The sequence below is a fragment of the Nocardia sp. NPDC055002 genome (assembly GCF_053608825.1).
Window position 1 is genome coordinate 532,177 of sequence record NZ_JBSGWE010000001.1, and the last position, 16,392, is coordinate 548,568.

Annotated in this window: 17 protein-coding genes and 1 riboswitch; of the genes, 4 read left to right on the forward strand and 13 right to left on the reverse strand. The window is 68.1% G+C overall.

Features of this window, described 5'->3' with window-relative positions:
• Positions 1 to 147 precede the first annotated feature (147 nt).
• The 6 genes from ACWF99_RS02545 to ACWF99_RS02570 are packed head-to-tail and all read right to left on the reverse strand — an operon-like array spanning position 148 to position 5,313.
• Complete coding sequence (locus ACWF99_RS02545; protein ID WP_378629419.1) at positions 148 to 741, reverse strand: hypothetical protein; 594 nt, start codon at positions 739 to 741, stop codon at positions 148 to 150.
• 58 nt (positions 742 to 799) lie between these two features.
• Positions 800 to 1,435 carry a (2Fe-2S) ferredoxin domain-containing protein gene (locus tag ACWF99_RS02550; protein ID WP_452534194.1) on the reverse strand — a complete coding sequence of 212 codons (636 nt, stop codon included), beginning with the start codon at positions 1,433 to 1,435 and terminating at the stop codon, positions 800 to 802.
• A complete protein-coding gene (locus ACWF99_RS02555; protein ID WP_452534195.1) occupies positions 1,432 to 2,220 on the reverse strand; it encodes an ABC transporter ATP-binding protein in 789 nt (262 codons plus the stop codon). The genes ACWF99_RS02550 and ACWF99_RS02555 overlap by 4 nt, the downstream gene beginning before the upstream one ends.
• Positions 2,217 to 3,284 carry a FecCD family ABC transporter permease gene (locus tag ACWF99_RS02560; RefSeq protein WP_452534197.1) on the reverse strand — a complete coding sequence of 356 codons (1,068 nt, stop codon included), beginning with the start codon at positions 3,282 to 3,284 and terminating at the stop codon, positions 2,217 to 2,219. Before ACWF99_RS02560 ends, ACWF99_RS02555 begins: the two co-directional genes overlap by 4 nt.
• Positions 3,281 to 4,279 (reverse strand): FecCD family ABC transporter permease, encoded by a 999-nt coding sequence (locus tag ACWF99_RS02565; protein WP_452534199.1) that lies wholly within the window; start codon positions 4,277 to 4,279, stop codon positions 3,281 to 3,283. Before ACWF99_RS02565 ends, ACWF99_RS02560 begins: the two co-directional genes overlap by 4 nt.
• The gene (locus ACWF99_RS02570; RefSeq protein WP_452534201.1) at positions 4,276 to 5,313 is read right to left on the reverse strand and encodes an ABC transporter substrate-binding protein; all 1,038 of its coding nucleotides are present in this window, start codon (positions 5,311 to 5,313) and stop codon (positions 4,276 to 4,278) included. Before ACWF99_RS02570 ends, ACWF99_RS02565 begins: the two co-directional genes overlap by 4 nt.
• Positions 5,314 to 5,342: 29 nt before the next feature.
• A riboswitch (cobalamin riboswitch) is annotated at positions 5,343 to 5,534 on the reverse strand.
• A 191-nt stretch (positions 5,535 to 5,725) separates the two neighbouring features.
• On the opposite strand from ACWF99_RS02570, the gene ACWF99_RS02575 reads away from it, so the two are divergent.
• Entirely contained in the window at positions 5,726 to 5,950 is a 225-nt protein-coding gene (locus tag ACWF99_RS02575; RefSeq protein ID WP_378629430.1) for a hypothetical protein, read from the forward strand.
• A 265-nt stretch (positions 5,951 to 6,215) separates the two neighbouring features.
• Positions 6,216 to 6,983: a helix-turn-helix domain-containing protein gene (locus ACWF99_RS02580; protein ID WP_452534203.1), complete on the forward strand. Its 768-nt coding sequence runs from the start codon at positions 6,216 to 6,218 to the stop codon at positions 6,981 to 6,983.
• Positions 6,984 to 7,035: 52 nt separating this feature from the next.
• On the opposite strand, the gene ACWF99_RS02585 is transcribed toward ACWF99_RS02580, so the two are convergent.
• A complete protein-coding gene (locus tag ACWF99_RS02585; RefSeq protein ID WP_452534205.1) occupies positions 7,036 to 7,515 on the reverse strand; it encodes a MarR family winged helix-turn-helix transcriptional regulator in 480 nt (159 codons plus the stop codon).
• A gap of 106 nt (positions 7,516 to 7,621) precedes the next feature.
• Between ACWF99_RS02585 and ACWF99_RS02590 the strand changes: the two genes are divergently transcribed.
• Positions 7,622 to 8,752 (forward strand): GDSL-type esterase/lipase family protein, encoded by a 1,131-nt coding sequence (locus ACWF99_RS02590; protein ID WP_452534207.1) that lies wholly within the window; start codon positions 7,622 to 7,624, stop codon positions 8,750 to 8,752.
• A 71-nt stretch (positions 8,753 to 8,823) separates the two neighbouring features.
• On the opposite strand, the gene ACWF99_RS02595 is transcribed toward ACWF99_RS02590, so the two are convergent.
• The 4 genes from ACWF99_RS02595 to ACWF99_RS02610 form a co-directional block, all read right to left on the reverse strand.
• The gene (locus ACWF99_RS02595) at positions 8,824 to 9,060 is read right to left on the reverse strand and encodes a hypothetical protein (protein WP_378629440.1); all 237 of its coding nucleotides are present in this window, start codon (positions 9,058 to 9,060) and stop codon (positions 8,824 to 8,826) included.
• Between the two features lie 195 nt (positions 9,061 to 9,255).
• A complete protein-coding gene (locus tag ACWF99_RS02600; protein WP_452534208.1) occupies positions 9,256 to 11,199 on the reverse strand; it encodes an acetoacetate--CoA ligase in 1,944 nt (647 codons plus the stop codon).
• Complete coding sequence (locus tag ACWF99_RS02605) at positions 11,196 to 11,942, reverse strand: 3-hydroxybutyrate dehydrogenase (RefSeq protein ID WP_452534210.1); 747 nt, start codon at positions 11,940 to 11,942, stop codon at positions 11,196 to 11,198. The genes ACWF99_RS02600 and ACWF99_RS02605 overlap by 4 nt, the downstream gene beginning before the upstream one ends.
• Positions 11,939 to 13,312, reverse strand: a complete 1,374-nt coding sequence (locus ACWF99_RS02610) for an MFS transporter (protein ID WP_378629443.1) — start codon at positions 13,310 to 13,312, stop codon at positions 11,939 to 11,941. The genes ACWF99_RS02605 and ACWF99_RS02610 overlap by 4 nt, the downstream gene beginning before the upstream one ends.
• 99 nt (positions 13,313 to 13,411) lie before the next feature.
• Between ACWF99_RS02610 and ACWF99_RS02615 the strand changes: the two genes are divergently transcribed.
• Positions 13,412 to 14,380 (forward strand): LysR family transcriptional regulator, encoded by a 969-nt coding sequence (locus ACWF99_RS02615; RefSeq protein ID WP_378629444.1) that lies wholly within the window; start codon positions 13,412 to 13,414, stop codon positions 14,378 to 14,380.
• Between the two features lie 22 nt (positions 14,381 to 14,402).
• Here ACWF99_RS02615 and ACWF99_RS02620 read toward each other — a convergent pair whose 3' ends face one another.
• Both ACWF99_RS02620 and ACWF99_RS02625 read right to left on the reverse strand, forming a co-directional pair.
• Positions 14,403 to 15,845 (reverse strand): MFS transporter, encoded by a 1,443-nt coding sequence (locus tag ACWF99_RS02620; RefSeq protein ID WP_378629445.1) that lies wholly within the window; start codon positions 15,843 to 15,845, stop codon positions 14,403 to 14,405.
• Positions 15,845 to 16,381, reverse strand: coding sequence for a helix-turn-helix domain-containing protein (locus ACWF99_RS02625; protein ID WP_452534213.1), 537 nt, complete (start codon positions 16,379 to 16,381; stop codon positions 15,845 to 15,847). Before ACWF99_RS02625 ends, ACWF99_RS02620 begins: the two co-directional genes overlap by 1 nt.
• Positions 16,382 to 16,392: the final 11 nt, after the last annotated feature.

The following is a 16,392-nucleotide window of genomic DNA, read 5'->3' on the forward strand; positions in this document are numbered from 1 at the left end:
CGCTTTCGAAATCGTGTGGTCCGGCACGGTAGCCGGTGGTCTGGAACCGGCCGGGTCATGCCTGGTATTTCGGGCCCCGACCTCCGCGTCGACCGCGGGCGCCGCCCGCCTGATAGGCAAGGCGGCGCCGAGGTTCACTCGCCGCGTTCACTCGCCGGTCTGCGCCGAATCCAGGGCTGCCAGCAAGGCCGCGCCGCGGGGTGAGATCCGGTAGCCGGTGCCCAGGCTGATGGTCAGGCCGAGGTTTTTCAGCTTGCGTACGTTGAGTTTGAAGCGGTGCGGGTCACGCCCGAGTTCCTCGGCCAGGTCGGGAGCCCGGGTGGCTGGGCGCCGCTGGATGATTCGGAGCGTGTCGTGGGTCCACGGGCCCTCGGCATCGGTCCGGTCCATGCGGGCGAGGCGGGCGGCCAAGGCCGCGGCATCGTCGATCCGGTCGTCGGCGGCCAGCGCGTCGCGCGGATCTTCGTCGGTGAGACAGCGGATCCGGAGCAGATAGATCGGGTCCTCCGGCGCGCCACGGAGATCGGCGATCACCTCGGCGGGTGCGTCGTATCCGGCGGCGCGCGCGTCCTCGATGCTGATCTGATCGGCGGTGACCGTCGACAGCTGGTCGACGGCGATCCGCCCCGCGCCGGTGCGGTAGACCTTGCCCTCGGTGGCCTGCCGGTGACGCCACCGGCGAAACAGCACCGTCACCGCCCCGCTGCGGATCCCGGCCCAGCGCTGCTTCTCGATCAGCATGCCAAGGCCGACCGCCGCGCGGCCCGGTCCGGGTGGATCGTGGTCGGTTCGTCCTCGATCATTCCGTCAGGCTATCGTGCGCAGCGCCGACGGAGTCACCCCCGCGGATGCCGTCGGTATGCCATTCGCCGTCCCGGTAGGTGATGTAGAGCGGGCCCAGATTGCACGGGTTGAGGCATCCGGTCGGTGTGATCAGGGCACCGGGGTGGTCGCGGCGCAGAGTCCGGTGCAGCTCGCCCGCGCCGTACACGGTGCAACGGGGGCCTCGGCACACCAGGATGTGGGAGGTGTGGTCGGGGATTTCGGACCAGGCCGGACTGCGGAAGGCCCGCGGGCTCGCCGTCACCGGTGCACCGTCCTCGGACATCCTGGAACGCACCACATCGGCGAATCCCGCGGCGGTGTCGATGCCGTCGGTGATGCGCACGTCGAGTTCGCTCCCGCGCGTTTCCTTCCAGTTCGCTACCGCTCGCGCGATCCAGGTCTCGAGGTAGCGGTCGCGTGGCACGGCCAGCGGGATCAGTGTGACCGGCGATCGGTCGCGGGCGGCGGTATCCAGGACGGTGTGGATGGTCGGCTCCTCCTGGTCGAGTAGCGCGTAGCCGACCCCGCAGGCCTTCGCCAGAGCTTCGACGGACGGCAGGTCGACGCCCGACGGAGTCGGCCGGGCGATGAGGACATACCGGCGCGTCATGCGGTACGCACCGTTCGCGGGGCCGGAATCACCAGCGGTGTGCCCGTCATCGGGTCCTCGATCACCGTGCAGTCGATACCGAAGACTTCCGATACCAGCTCGGGGCGCACGATCTCGGCGGGTGGACCCTGAGCGACCACCCGGCCGTCCTGCACGGCGACGAGATGGTCGGCGTAGCGGGCGGCGAGGTTGAGGTCGTGCAGGACGACGATGATCGTGCGCGGCAACAGATTTCGCAGGACGTCGAGCACGTCGAGTTGGTGTGCCAGGTCGAGAAAGGTCGTCGGTTCGTCGAGCAGCATCACCTCGGGGTCCTGCGCCAGCGCGAGCGCGATCCACACCCGTTGCTTCTGCCCGCCCGAGAGTTGATCCACCGATCGGTCGATCAGCTCGAGAGTGTCGGTGGCCACCAGCGCTTTTCGCACGGCCTCGCCGTCCTGCGCCGACCACTGACGAAACCAGCGTTGGTGCGGATGACGGCCACGGCCGACGAGTTCGCCCACGGTGATGCTGTCGGGGGCGACGGGCTGTTGCGGCAACATACCGAGCCGACGGGCGACCGTGCGCGCGGGCTGCGGTGCGATATCGGCGCCGTCGAGCAGGACCGCGCCCGCCGTGGGCGCGATCAGCCGGGCCAGTCCCCGCAGCAGGGTCGATTTGCCGCAACCGTTGCGGCCGACGATGACAGTGATCGCACCGGTCGGGAAGTCGACGGTGGCGTCGGTGACGATCGAGGTGTCGCCGTAGCCGAGGGTGAGTCCCTCGGTGGTCAGGTGTGCGGTCATCCAGCGTGTCCGATCCGGGTTGCACGGGCGAGGAGGTAGACGAGAACGGGAGCGCCGAGGATGGCGGTCACCACCCCGACAGGTAGTTCCGCCGGGAACAGCCGCCGGGCGGCCAGGTCGGCGGCGACCACCAGCAATGCCCCGGTGGCAGCCGCGGGCGCGAGCCCCGCACCGAGTTCGGCCAGCAGCCGTCGCGCGATCTGCGGCGCCACCAGGGCGACGAAACTGATCGGCCCGGCCGCAGCCGTCGCCAGGGTCGCGGCGGCGGCCGCGACGACGATCAGCGTGATGCGGTGTGGGCCGCGCCGCCCGGCCAGCGAATTCGCCAGTTCGTCGCCCATTTCCAGCAGCGGCAACGAGCGAGCGAGAACGATCAGCGGCGGCACGACCACCACCAGCGCCGCCGCGGCGAACCCGACGTGGGTCCACTCACGGTTGGCCAAGCTGCCGGTGAGCCACATGGCGGCCGTGTGCGCCTGGTAGTTGTCGGCGATGGTCAAGATGAACGCGATAGCCGAGGACAGCATCGCTGTGACACCGATACCGACGAGCACGAGTCGATAGCCGTCGAGCCCGTCCTTGGTGGCCACGGCCACGATCAGCGCCATGGCCACCCCGGCACCGATCATCGCGCCGCCGACCAGCCCCAGCCCGGCGCCACCGAGCAACACACTCACCACCAACGCGCCCAGGGAGGCGCCCGCGTTGATCCCGATGATCTCGGGACTCACCAGCGGGTTGGTCGCGATTCGTTGCAGGATCGCCCCCGAGATCGCGAAGGCCGCGCCGACACACAGCCCGGTGAGCACGCGCGGCAACCGATCGGCCACCACCACGTCGTACTCGATGAGCGTGCCACCGCCACCGAGGACCCGCACCACGTCAGCGACCGTGAGCGGGTAGTAGCCGATCGTGAGTGACCACGCCGCCACCGCCAGCGCGGTCGCCGTCACCAGCACGGTGACGACCGTGGAGCGTTTCCCGACGCGAAAGACGATGCGCCGGTCGGGTGTTCGCAGCAGCAACGTCCCGCTGGGCAGAACGCCGCGCTCGGTGCCCGTCACAGTGTGGCCACCTTTCGATTGCGCACGAGATAGAGAAAGAACGGCGAGCCCGCGAAGGCGGTGATGATGCCGACCTGGATTTCCTGTGGCCGCGCCAGCATCCGGCCGAGGATGTCGGCCACCAACAGCAGCGTCGGGCCCAGCAGTGCACACCAGAGCAGGATCCACCGGTAGTCGTGTCCGGCGAAGAATCGGGCGATGTGCGGGATCACCAGACCGATGAAGGCGATCGGTCCGGCGATGGCCACCGCCGAGCCCGCGAGCAGCACCACGCTCAACGCACCGGTCGCGCGCGTCGCGACCAGCCGCGTGCCGAGCGTGCGCGCCATCTCGTCACCGATGGCGACGGCGTTCAACGGCCGGGCCACCACTACCGCGAGCAACAACCCGACAGCGATGAACGGTGCTGTCTGCCACACGGATTCGATGTCGGCACGAGCCAGCGAGCCGACCACCCAGAAACGGAAGTTGTCGAACAGGGTGCGGTCCAGCAGGGTGATCGCCGTGGTGATCGACCCACACAGCGCGGTGCAAGCAGCGCCCGCGAGCGCCAGCTTCACCGGTGTCGCGCCACCGAATCCCAACGATCCCAGCGTGTAGACGAACGCCGCGGCGACCGCGGCACCGAGGAAGCCGAACCAGATGAATCCGCCCGTCGCCGTGAGGCCGAACGCACCCATCGCGATCACGATCGCCAGGGACGCACCAGCGTTGACGCCGAGCAGGCTGGGCCCGGCAAGCGGGTTGCGGGTGAGCCCCTGCATCACCGCGCCCGCCAGCGCCAACGCGACACCGGCGAGGAGTCCCGCGACAGTTCTGGGCAGCCTGATGTAGCGCACGACCCGGTCGGTGTCGGTCCCCTGGAAATCGGTGAACGCGACCACGGCCTGGTCGAGGGTGAGCGGGTGCGAGCCGATCAGGATGGACGCGACGCAGACAGCCACCAGCGCGGCACCGGCCACCATCGGACCGGCGCCGCGAGCGGTGCGCGTCACCGCCGGAACAGCTCGGGATGAATCAGGGCGGCGACCAGTTCGGTCGAGTGCGCGATCCGCACCCCTGCCGCCCGGTCGGCGAACAGGAACGGGTGCACAGTCGCATTCCGCACGGCCGCCAGATTCGCGAACGCCGGGTTTGCGACGATCTTGTCGACCTGGGGCTGACCGTCGGCGCGCGTGTAGGTCGCCTTGCAGCACAGACTGGTCAGGATGATGTCGGGGTCACGGGCGATGAGCTCTTCCGCGCCGACGGGCACGTTGCGTTTCGTGGTGAGATCGGCGAAGGCATTCACGCCACCGGCGGCCTCGATGATCTGGGTGATGAAGTCGATGCCGCCTGCCACGGTGTAGGAGCCGTCGTCTTTGGGGGTGACGACCGCGACCCGCGGCTTCCCGGCGTTGCCGACCTTGGCCCGGATCGCGTCGATTCGTGAACTCAGCTGCGTGACAACTTCTTCGGCGCGCTCGGAGGTGCCCCACAGGGCACCGAGGTCGCGCAGGTCGGCGTACACGTTGTCGAAGCGCACGGTATCGGGGTCGATCGCCTCATCGGCGAGCCCGTCGGCGCTCGGGCACAGCGGACTCAGCACCCAGGTGCGCACACCCAATTCGTGCAGGCTTGCCCTGGTACCGACGCTGTTCTGCGCCGAGGAGGCGAACACCCCGTTGAAACCCGACATGACGAAGTCGGGTCGCTGGGCGAGCAGTTCGTCGCGACTGGGCAGCTTCTCGACGTATGGCGAGCGCGCCTGCGCGCCGGCATATTCCGCGAGCACGGCGGAGTCCAGGAATGCTGTCCCCACCAGCCGATCGGTGACACCGAGCGCGTGCGCGATCTCGATCGAGGGCTGATACGCCGCGTAGATCCGCTGCGGTGGGCCGTCGACGGCGACGTCGATCCCACAGTTCACGCGGGTGACGGCAGCTGCGCCGCCCGCGTCGGAGAGGGGTTGCACACCACAACCGGTGACAACAATCGTGCAGGCGAGCAACGCGCCGGAACGTAGGCGCGCGAAAACAGAGCGGGTCAAGAGTCGGCCTTCCAGGTCCTCGTGGAATGGGGTACTGCGTAGCCGTGGCCGGTCTCCTGGCTGACGGGATAGTGCGCGGTGAATCCACCTTCCCAGGGCAGGACCCCAGTGGCTCCGGATGACAGACGTCGTCCGAATCGATTCACAACTCCCGATCACAGTGGCGAGGGCCGCACCGGTTCTACACCGGTTTCCCGAACACCACGGCTGGTGAACTGTAGCAACGTCGACCTCAGCGAGGGGTCGGCGCCGGGGCCTGTGCTCGAGCGCGGTCTCCGGATCCGATCCACAGCCGACTCCCAGCCGGGTCCCACCGGGCTCGACGGTTGCGCCGCGAAGATTCAGCTATCGGCCGAGCACTTCGGCCGGCCGACGATCTCGGCGGTGAGATCGAAGATCAGGAGGAACGCGCATGAGGATGAAATCGACACTGGCCAAGACCGCGGTGGCGAGCACGCTGGCACTCGGGGTGCTCGGCGCGACAGCGAGCGTGGCGAGCGCGGATCCGGGTGGGCACGACCAGCAGCGGCCCGAGCAGAGTCAGGAGCACCGGCCGCAGCAACAGCCGGAGCATCACCGAAACGACGCGCCGCAGCACGGTTTCTGGTTCTTCGGCACCTGGGTCCCCCTGCCCTGAACCCCCACCGCAGACCCGGTGCCCGCCGGGCCTGCGGTGCTCGTTGCTACGAGTTGCGCTGCGGGACTTGGCTATCCAGCTCACGAACCCCATCCGTGCTCCTGCCGGTGACGAATGGATTGCAGGCGGGTCGGCACCGTATAACCGGTACCATTCACTCCCCTGAAGCCGACCCGCCTGCTTTTCACCAGCTCCTGTCCGGCCATCGATGCTGGTCGACATCAGCCGGCGCGGTTACGGGCGGCGCACCGATACGCTGGCAGGTGTGACCGACAGTGCGCCTGCGAAACCGCGTGGTCCGGCGCGGTCACCGGTGGTCTGGATCCGGCCGGGTCATGCCGGGTATATCGGGCCCGAACTCGGCGTCGACCTGCATTCCACCTCTGTCGCGGTACTCAGCGTCGGGCTCGACGGGCCGTTCGTCCTCGAGACCGCCACCCACGGTGAGATCCTCACTCGTAGCGCGTACGCCCCGGCTCGCGCGGTGCACCGGGTGAACACCCTCGATAAACCGATCCTGCTCCTGTGGTCGCATGCCTCGGCCATCGAAGGACAGATGGCGACCACCGAGGGCCCCTACGGATTCGACCACCTTCGCGAGCGCGAACTGGTCGAGCAGTGCCGTCTACCGGACACGGACCCGGGTCGGATCGTGGCGCTGGCCGGCGCCGGTCCCCCTGCCGAGATCGATCCGCGCATCGAGCGCGTCGCGGCCGCGATCCGACAACACCCGGATCGGGCGTTCCGGGCCGAACCGATCGCCGCGAATCTCGGCCTGTCCACCTCGCACTTCCTGCGATTGTTCGTCCAGCAGTACGGGACCACTTTCCGCCGATACCAGCAGTGGGCCCGCGTCCTGCACGCGATGCGCGACGTCGCCGCCGGCCACGATCTGACCCGATCGGCGACGGACGCGGGGTTCGCCACACCCTCCCATTTCAGCGAAACCTTCCACCGCATGTTCGGGATGTCCGCCACGGCGGCCCTGCGCTCGGGGTTCCGATTCGACCTCGAAACCACACCTGCACCCTGACAGCTGGGGGCCGATCAGCTACCCGGCTCGCCATTCGGACAAAGAGACAGCCTCACGACTGGTCGGACACAGCGATAGCCGCCGGGTTCGTGGCATCGCGGATCACGCGCAGGCCGGTGATCAAGCCGTCGAGTTGAGTGGGGGTCAGCAGGCCGGTGAGCCATTGCTCGAGGGCGGCCAGGTAGTCGGGAAGGACCTGTTCGAGGCGGCGGATGCCGGCGTCGGTCAAGGCCGCGTAGGCACTGCGGCGGTCGGTCGGGTCGAGCTGGCGTTCTATCAGTCCCGCGGCGGCCAGGCGGTCGACAACACGGGTGACGCCGCTGGTCGAGAGCTCGGTTTGGGTGGCGAGATCCGACATCCGCAGGCGGCGATTCGGGGAGCGACTCAGTCTCAGCAGGGCATTGAGGTCCAGACCGGAAAGGCCGTGTGCTTTCCAGGTCGGCTCGAGCTTGGCGATCAGACCGCTGTGCGCCTCGAAGAGCAAGCCGGAGATGGTGAAGCGGGGGTCGTCGAACAGCTCGTGGACGGACATGAGACCAGCTTAGCCGATACTTGCTATGCGGATAGTTGACACGAGGAATACCTTCCCGTAAACCTATGCGTAGGCATTATTCCGCACAGCAAATATCGGAGAAATCATGCAGCACAACATGTGGGTCGCCGGGTTCCGGACCGGTGTCATCGACCCGAAGGGACAGATCAAGCTCGCCGAGTCACGGGAGTTCGCCGACGAAACTGTGCGCCACGTCGTACGCATGGCGGGTGGCGGCGACGCGGTACGCGTGCGGCTGACCAACCGCTACGGTCTCGCGCCGCTGCGGATCGGCGCCGCGCGCATCGCAGCGCGTAAGACCGGGTCGGCGATCATCGCCGATCGCGAGATCACGTTCGGCGGCGCCGCACAGGTCACCATCGACGCGGGGGCCGAGCTCGTGAGCGATCCGGTCGCCTTGCCGGTCGCCGCGGGCGAAGACCTGTTGCTCAGTCTGTACGTCCCGGCACCGACCGGCCTTGCCACCTTCTCCCACCAGCCCGGCGAGATCGCCTACATCGTCACCGGCGACCACACCGCGGACGTGGAACTCAGTGGTGCGCAGGAGGTTCCGTTCCGCTTCTTCATCACCGGGATCGACGTCCTGGTCACCGACCCGCCACCGATCGCCGTCGCGTTCGGCGACTCCTGGTTCGAGGGCTTCGGTACGACGCAGAGCGCCAATCGCCGCTCGGTCGATGCTCTCAACGCCCGTCTCACTCAGGGCTGGGTGGTCAACAACGGGATCTCCGGCAACCGCCTCACGGCCGAGCAGATCGGCGAATCCGGCTCGCGTCGGTTCGACTCCGACGCGTTGCAGGTACCCGGCGTCACCGACATCCTGATCAATTTCGGGATCAACGACCTCATCCTCGGTGCGATGGGCGGCCAGCCCTCCGCGACCACCGAGGAATTGATCGCCGGTTTCACCGACCTGGCCGAGCGCGCCCACGCCGCCGGACTGCGCATCCACGCCGCCACCATCGGCCCCTACGCCGGCTGCGTCTACCCCGGCATGCCCCTGCTGGAAACCCAGCCGACTCGTCACGCCGTCAATGACTGGCTGCGCACCACCGACGTCTTCGACTCGATCTTCGACGTCGATCGCGCCGTGGCCGACCCGCAGCGTCGCGACTACATCCGCCCCGAGTTCGACAGCGGCGACGGCATGCATCTCAACGACGCGGGCGCTGCGGCGATGGCAGCCACCGTCGATCTCACCGCCCTGTTCCGCTGACGCCGCGATCGAGATCAGCACGCTCGGACCGTGTCCGCTTCGGTGCGAGCGTGCAGTTCGGCAATCGGTGCCTAGTGCTCGCGGTCGGTCAACCGCAGGGTCACCTCGATGGGTGGGACCCAGGGTTCGGGTAGCTCGTCCAGATCGGCGAGGGTGGTGTGCACGAAGGCCGCGATCCGATGACGGGCCGCCGAACTCAGCCGTTCGACCCGATCGGAGGTCAGCGGACTGTCCGCGATCTCGACCGCGGGCAGATCGCCGGCATCCCTTGCGATCGCCTCCGACCCGTTTTCCGTGCGTCGCGCCATCTCGGCCCCCAACCTTCCGAACGGTCTCGGCGGGCGCCCGGACACAGCAACCAGCGCCGCCGACAGTCATCAGCAAACATCTGGATTACAACATGACCAAGCGTCCACAACAAGCGTTCTTCTCGGCGAATATTGTGTAGATCGTGCCGTCGCGCCCCGATCGACACCACGGTTTCCGCGCTCGTCGCCAGGAAGCTATGTTCGGGCGAACCGGGCGTACCAACCGAGTAGTGCGGGGTCGTCGACGGCGCTGGGATCCACGACTGTCGTGGGATCGGCCCCCTGGAGGAGCTTCTTGATGGGGACTTCCAGCTTCTTGCCGGTGCGGGTTCGGGGGATGCCGGGGGCGGTGATGATGTCGTCCGGGACATGGCGCGGCGACGTCCGGGTTCGGATGACCGCACGGATCCGGGCGATCAGGTCGTCGGTGAGGGTGGCACCCTCGGCGAGAACGACGAACAGGGGCATCCAGTAGCCGCCGTCGTGTTGCTCCGCGCCGATGACCAGTGAGTCGGCGATTTCCGGGAGCTGTTCCACTGCTTGATAGATGTCGGCGCTGCCCATGCGGATGCCGTGGCGGTTGAGGGTGGAATCGGAGCGGCCATGGACGATGACGCTGCCGTGCTCGGTACGGGTGATCCAGTCGCCGTGGCGCCACACGCCGGGAAAGGTGTCGAAATAGGCTGCGTGGTACCGAGTTCCGTCCGGGTCGTTCCAGAAGCCGACGGGCATGGAGGGCATCGGCTCGGTGATGACGAGTTCGCCGACTTCGCCGTGCACCGGGTTGCCCTGTTCGTCCCAGGCTTCGAGGGCCACACCCAGGTAGGGCGCGGACAGCTCGCCGGGCCGGACCGGGACGGTTCGCGCGCCGCCCGCGAAGGCGGAGACCACGTCGGTGCCGCCGCTGATCGACGCGACCGGGATGTGCGCGCCGATGTTGTCGCGCAACCAGATCGACGACGACGGGGGAAGCGCGGCCCCGGTGACACCGATCAGACGCAGGGCCGTCAGGTCGTGTTCGCGCCGCGGCACCACACCTGCCTTCGCGCAGGCCAGCACGTAGCCGGGACTGGTGCCGAGAACTGTCGCGCCCACCCGAGCAGCGATGTCCCACAACGCGTCCGGGGCCGGATAGCTCGGACTACCGGCGTAGCAGACGATGCTCGCGCCGACCAGGAGACCGGCGACCTGGAAGTTCCACATCATCCAGCTCGGGCTGGTGTACCAGAGGAACGTGTCGTCGGCACCGAGGTCCGACTGCAGCGCCATCGCTTTCAGGTGCTCGAGGAGCACCCCGCCGTGACCGTGGACGATACCTTTGGGCAGACCTGTCGTACCCGACGAGTACAGCACCCACAGCGGATGATCGAAACCCACCTCGGCCGTCGAGAGCGTGGATCGATCACCTCCAGCGGTGACATCCGACCAGTTCAGCGTGCCCGAAAGGTGCTCCGGCGACACCACGATCGTCGCCACCACCGTCGGCAGACCGGCGCGCAGTTCGGTGATCTCGTCGAATCGCCGGTGTTGCTTGCCCGCGTAGCGGTAACCCGCGCACGTCACCAGCACCACCGGCTCGAGCTGCCCGAGCCGGTCCAGCGCCGCCTTCGCCGAGTAGTCCTGTCCGCACGCACTCCACACCGCGCCGATGCTCGCGGTCGCCAGGAAGGCGATCACCGCCTCGGGGATGTTCGGCAGGTAACCCGCGACCCGATCTCCTGACCGAACACCGAAGCCGCGCAGCGTCTGTGCGAACGCCGCCACCTGGTTCAGCAGGTCCTGCCACGACAACTCACTGACCGACCCGTCCTCCGTCACCGACACGATCGCGGGACGATCGGTGCGGGCCTGCCGGATCACCTGGTCGACATAGTTCAGCCGAACCTCGGGAAACCATCGCGCCCCTGGCATTTCCGCGGAGGCCAGCACCGCACCGGGGCGCTCGCCGAGTTCGAAGTAGTCCCACACCGAACCCCAGAATCCGTCCAGATCGTCGACCGACCACTGCCACAACGCGGGGTAGTCGGGCACCGCGACGGTGTGCCGCTCGGCGACGAAGCGCGCGAAGTCGGTGATCCGGGCACTGGCGATGTCGTTGTCGTCCGGCACCCACTGCGGTGCCGCTGCCACTGCGGTCATCGGGCGCTCCACCCTCCGTCCATGACGTAGGACGAGCCGGTGACCATGCCCGCGGTGTCGGAGGCGAGCCAACCGACCAGCGCCGCGACCTCCTGCGGCTCGATCAGCCGTTTGATCGCGCTCTCGGTGAGCAGCACCCGCTCGAGCACCTCCTGCTCCGGGATCCCGTGCGCGGCCGCCTGCTCGGTGATCTGCTTGTCCACCAGGGGTGTTCGCACATATCCGGGGTTGACGCAGTTGCTGGTGACCCCGTGCGGGCCGCCTTCGAGCGCGGTCACCTTCGACAACCCCTCCAGCCCGTGTTTGGCCGTCACATACGCGACCTTGAACTGGGAGGCGCGGATCCCGTGCACCGAGGAGATGTTCACGATCCGGCCGAAACCTCGCGCGTACATGTGTGGGAGGGCAGCGCGGATGAGCAGGAACGGCGCTTCGACCATCAGGGTCTGCATGGCGCGGAACCGGTGGGGCGCGAAATCCTCGATGGGGCTCACGCTTTGCACGCCCGCGTTGTTGACGAGAATGTCGGTCTCGAGCCGCAAGTCGGCCAGCGCCTCGACTTCGAGCAGATCGACGCTCCAAGCGTGCCCGCCGATTTCGTGCGCCACCGCCTTCGCGGCGACTCCGTCGATGTCGGCGACGGTGACCTCGGCGCCGCGCGCGGCCAGCTCCCGCGCACACGCGGCGCCGATACCGCTCGCCCCACCGGTGACCAGTGCCCTACGTCCGGTGAGCTCGATCATGCGGCAACACCTTTCGCGGCGGAGGCGTCGGCGAGATCGACAGATTCGAGGTCGATGCCGCGGGTCTCCTTCGCGCACACCACCGCGATCACGGTGACCGCCGCCGCGAACGCCAGGTACCAGGCGATCGGGACCGACGAACCGAACTCGTCGAGCAGCTTGACCGCGATGATCGGCGCCAGCGAGCCCGCCACGATCGAGGTGACCTGGTAGCCCAGCGACACACCGGAGTAGCGCATCCGGGTCGGGAACATCTCGGCCATGATCGCCGGCTGACCGGCGTACATGAATCCATGGAACACCAGTCCGATGATGATGGCGGACAGGATGATCACGCTGTTGCCGCTGTCCATCATCGGGAAGGCGAAGAAGCCCCAGGTGGCCGCGGCGACCGCGCCGGCCAGGTAGACCGGGCGGCGCCCGACACGGTCACCGAGTCGACCCGCCACCGGAATCACCACCATGTGCACGGCGTGGGCGATGAGCAGCCACCACAGAATCGTCGTGGTGTCGGCATGCACGTGAACCTTGAGATAGGTGATCGAGAACGTGACGACCAGGTAGTACATGATGTTCTCGCCGAAGCGCAGACCCATCGCGGTGAACACACCACGCGGGTACTTGCGCAGCACCTCGAACGGGCTGAACGAGGCGGCCTTGGCCTGGTCCATCGACTGCTGCGCGGCCACGAAGATCGGGGCGTCGGTCACCTTGGTCCGCACGTAGTAGCCGACCAGCACGACCACCGCCGACAGCCAGAACGCCACGCGCCAGCCCCAGCTCAAAAACGCCGCGTCCGACAGGGTCGAGGTCAGCACCAGCAGCACGATCGTGGCGAGCAGATTGCCGGCGGGCACGCCGGCCTGCGGCCAGCTGGACCAGAAGCCGCGACTGCGACTCGGGCTGTGCTCGGCCACCAGCAGCACCGCGCCGCCCCATTCGCCGCCGATCGCGAAGCCCTGGACGAAGCGCAGGATCACCAGCATCGCCGGTGCCCAATAGCCGATCTGGGCGAAGGTCGGCAGACAGCCCATCAGGAAGGTCGCCGCACCGACGAGCACCAAACTCACCTGCAACAACTGCTTGCGGCCGTATCGGTCACCGAAGTAGCCGAAGACGATGCCGCCGAGCGGGCGCGCCGCGAAACCGACGGCGTAGGTGACGAAAGCGGCCAGGATCGCGTCGAGGTCGCTGGTGTCCTTGGAGAAGAACACCTTGCTGAACACCAGGGTCGCGGCGGTTCCGTAGAGGAAGAATTCGTACCATTCGACGACGGTGCCGGCCATCGAGGCGGCCACGACCCGCCGCAGTCCGCTGGGGGCTTCGTCCGGGTCGTCGCCGGTCGGTCGTATCGCGTTCCGCACGCTCATCGCACTACTCCTTCGATGTTCCAGGTCACATCACGCTGTCGATGTGATGCGGCCCACAAGCCGTGAGGAGAGTATTCGTGCAGATCCATCTCGGTGACAATGGCCAGTTTCGCAGCAGCAATCTGCGAAACTGCACATGTGAGTCATTCTTCGTCGACGTCGGGACGCAGGCCGAGCGCTGATGATTTGCTGGTGCTCCTCGCGGTCGGCCGGTCGGGGCGCTATATCACCGCCGCGGAAGAGCTCGGCATCAACCACACGACGATCTCGCGTCGCATCGCCGCCCTCGAACATGCCATGGGCGGACGGGTGCTGACCCGGGTCACCGGCGGCTGGGAGCTCACCGACCTGGGCCGCGAGGCACTGACGGCGGCCGAAGCCGTCGAGGCCGCCGTCCGATCGCTCGGCTCGAGCGCGGGCGAACGCACACTCGAAGGCGTGGTGCGGATTTCGGCCACCGACGGTTTCAGCGCCTACCTCGCGCCACCGTCCGCGGTACGCGTGCAGCGCAGACATCCGGGCGTCGCCGTCGACATCATCGCCGCGACCCGGCGAGCGTCCACTCAGCGAACCGGCCTCGATATCGAAGTGGTGGTCGGCAAACCGCAGGTTCACCGCGCCGAAGCGATCGAACTCGGCGACTACTGCCTTCGCCTCTACGCCTCCCGCGACTACCTCGCCGAACACGGCGTCCCGACCACCGTCGCCGCACTCACCCGCCACCCACTGGTCTACTTCATCGAATCCATCCTCCAGGTCGACGACCTCGACCTGGCTCTCGCTTTCGCCCCCACCCTGCGCCGATCCGTCTCCTCGACCAATGTCTTCGTCCACGTGGAAGCCACCAGGGCCGCCGCGGGGATCGGGCTACTCCCCTGCTTCATGGCCGACCGCCACGCCGACCTCGTCCGGGTCCTGCCCGACGAGGTCCGCGTCCAGCTCACCTACTGGCTCGTCGCCCGGCCCGAAACCCTGCGGCGCCCCGAAGTCGCGGCGGTCGTCGAGGCACTGCGGGCTACGGTCCGCGAACGCCGTGCGGAGCTACTCGGCGACCACGGCGCCGAGTAGACAGGTTGCCGTTCCGCAGGTCTCAGCCGGCTGCTTCTGGTGCGGGCTCCGGCGAAGGCAACGCGAAGCACAGCGCCGCACTCACCACCAGCGCCGCGATGATCGTCAGGGCGCACGCCGTCAGAGCGCTGCGGTAGCCGTCACTGGCGGCGACCCCGAAGAAGATCGCGCTCAGGGACGCGACACCCACCGCGCCACCGAACTGTTGGCCGGTGGTCCAGATCCCCGACGCCGACCCCGCGTATCGCGTCGGCACCGTCGACAGGAACAAGGTCGTCAACGGCGGCTGGACCAGGTTGATGCCGACACCGACGACGAACAGCCCAGGCGCGAGCAGCCACGGGTTCACATCCGTGGTCGCGGTCAGCGCCGCGCCCAGCACCGCCAAGGTGCCCACAGCGCCGAACAGGGTACCGGCGACGACGGCGTAGCGGCCGAACTGCATGGTGAGCCGTCCCACCAGCGGGGCGACCGCCAGTCCGCCGACGGAGAACGCGACGGTCACGACGCCTGCGCGCAGCGCGGTGTAGCCCTGGCCCTCTTGCAGCCAGAGAACGAAGACGAGCAGGAATCCGCTGAAGGCGGCGAAGGCGACCAACTGGACGACCAGGGCGACACTGCTGATCCGCGCGCGGAGCAGCTCCAGCGGCAGGAGCGCGCCGGCCCGACCGACGGCATCGCGATTCTCGACGATGGCGACAAGTGCCACCGCGGCGATGCCCGCCACCAGCAACAGCCAGATCCACGGCGCCCAGTCGTAGGTACGGCCTTCCAACAGCGGGAACACGATGGCGACCAATCCGACGGTCAGGCCGACCGCGGCGAGCCATCGTGGCCGCAGCGCACCTTCGGCACGGTTCTCCGGGACCAGCCAGGCGCCGAGGCCGAGCAGGATGACGGCCGCCGGGACACTGATCCAGAAGATCGCGCGCCAACCGAGACCGGCGACGTCCGCGGTGACGAGTACGCCACCCAGCAGCAGCCCGCCGGCCTGCGCGAGTCCGGCGACCACACCGAATATGCCCAGGACAGTGGCACGTTCGGGTCCACGGAACAGGACGAACAGGCTGGACAGAACTTGCGGCGCCAGGATCGCCGCGGCCGCTCCTTGGGCGGCGCGACTGGCGATCAGTTCGGTCGGGCTGTTCGCGAGTGCCGACCAGGCTCCGGAGAGAGCGAACAGCGCCAAACCGACGAGGAACACTCGTTTGCGGCCCCACAGGTCGCCCAACCGGGCCGCGGTGATCAGCGCTGCCGCGAATGCCAGCAGATAGGCCGTCGCGATCCAGCCGACCTGGGACGGAGTTCCCCCGAGGTCGGCCTGGATCGCCGGGAGGCCGACGTTGACGATGGTGACGTTGAGCAGGTCCAGGGTGAATCCCAGGACGAGCACGACCATCGCGGCCCAGCGCCGCGGGTACAGCGCTTCGGCCGTGTCGTCTCGGGTGGAAGTCGATGTGCTCATCAGATGTAGCTCCCTGCGTAGCTAAGTGTCCGGTGTGTGGTCGTCGATTGCTCCGGCATCGCGGCGCTCGGCGCCCCGTGGTCCGACCGGGTACCGACCAGACCGTGGCGGCGCAGAATCGCGTGCACTGTCGACACAGCCGGGACACGAGTCGACCCGGCTCGCTGGAGGTGCGCGCGGATTCTGCGTGCGCCCCACTGCGGACGGTCCAGCCGGACCCGCACCACAACGGCCTCGATGTCGGCCGACGTGCGAGCGGGGAAACTCTTCGGGCGGCGCGACCGCGGCGCCAATCCCGCCACGCCGTGTTCCCGGTAACGCGCGAGATAGCTGTAGTAGCTCTTGCGCGAGATGTTGTATCGCCGGCACACCTCGGTCACCGTCAACCCGTTGCGGTCGGGTGCCTGCAGGATCTCCAGCCACGGCTCGGCCCCGAGACCGATCACCGCGCCGCGTTCGTTCGGCGGGCGGGTGCCGCCGCGCCGAACATGCTGGCGGGCAAGCGGATCGAGCCTGTCTCCTGGGGGTTGCATCATAGATATCTCCC

What these genes read in the sequence shown, in the direction of transcription:
- ACWF99_RS02545 (WP_378629419.1), bottom strand. Translation starts at nt 741, where the DNA reads ATGCTGATCGAGAAGCAGCGCTGGGCCGGGATCCGCAGCGGGGCGGTG.
- ACWF99_RS02550 (WP_452534194.1), bottom strand. Translation starts at nt 1,435, where the DNA reads ATGACGCGCCGGTATGTCCTCATCGCCCGGCCGACTCCGTCGGGCGTC.
- ACWF99_RS02555 (WP_452534195.1), bottom strand. Translation starts at nt 2,220, where the DNA reads ATGACCGCACACCTGACCACCGAGGGACTCACCCTCGGCTACGGCGAC.
- ACWF99_RS02575 (WP_378629430.1), top strand. Translation starts at nt 5,726, where the DNA reads ATGAGGATGAAATCGACACTGGCCAAGACCGCGGTGGCGAGCACGCTG.
- ACWF99_RS02585 (WP_452534205.1), bottom strand. Translation starts at nt 7,515, where the DNA reads ATGTCCGTCCACGAGCTGTTCGACGACCCCCGCTTCACCATCTCCGGC.
- ACWF99_RS02590 (WP_452534207.1), top strand. Translation starts at nt 7,622, where the DNA reads ATGCAGCACAACATGTGGGTCGCCGGGTTCCGGACCGGTGTCATCGAC.
- ACWF99_RS02595 (WP_378629440.1), bottom strand. Translation starts at nt 9,060, where the DNA reads ATGGCGCGACGCACGGAAAACGGGTCGGAGGCGATCGCAAGGGATGCC.
- ACWF99_RS02600 (WP_452534208.1), bottom strand. Translation starts at nt 11,199, where the DNA reads ATGACCGCAGTGGCAGCGGCACCGCAGTGGGTGCCGGACGACAACGAC.
- ACWF99_RS02605 (WP_452534210.1), bottom strand. Translation starts at nt 11,942, where the DNA reads ATGATCGAGCTCACCGGACGTAGGGCACTGGTCACCGGTGGGGCGAGC.
- ACWF99_RS02610 (WP_378629443.1), bottom strand. Translation starts at nt 13,312, where the DNA reads ATGAGCGTGCGGAACGCGATACGACCGACCGGCGACGACCCGGACGAA.
- ACWF99_RS02615 (WP_378629444.1), top strand. Translation starts at nt 13,412, where the DNA reads ATGGCCAGTTTCGCAGCAGCAATCTGCGAAACTGCACATGTGAGTCAT.
- ACWF99_RS02620 (WP_378629445.1), bottom strand. Translation starts at nt 15,845, where the DNA reads ATGAGCACATCGACTTCCACCCGAGACGACACGGCCGAAGCGCTGTAC.
- ACWF99_RS02625 (WP_452534213.1), bottom strand. Translation starts at nt 16,381, where the DNA reads ATGATGCAACCCCCAGGAGACAGGCTCGATCCGCTTGCCCGCCAGCAT.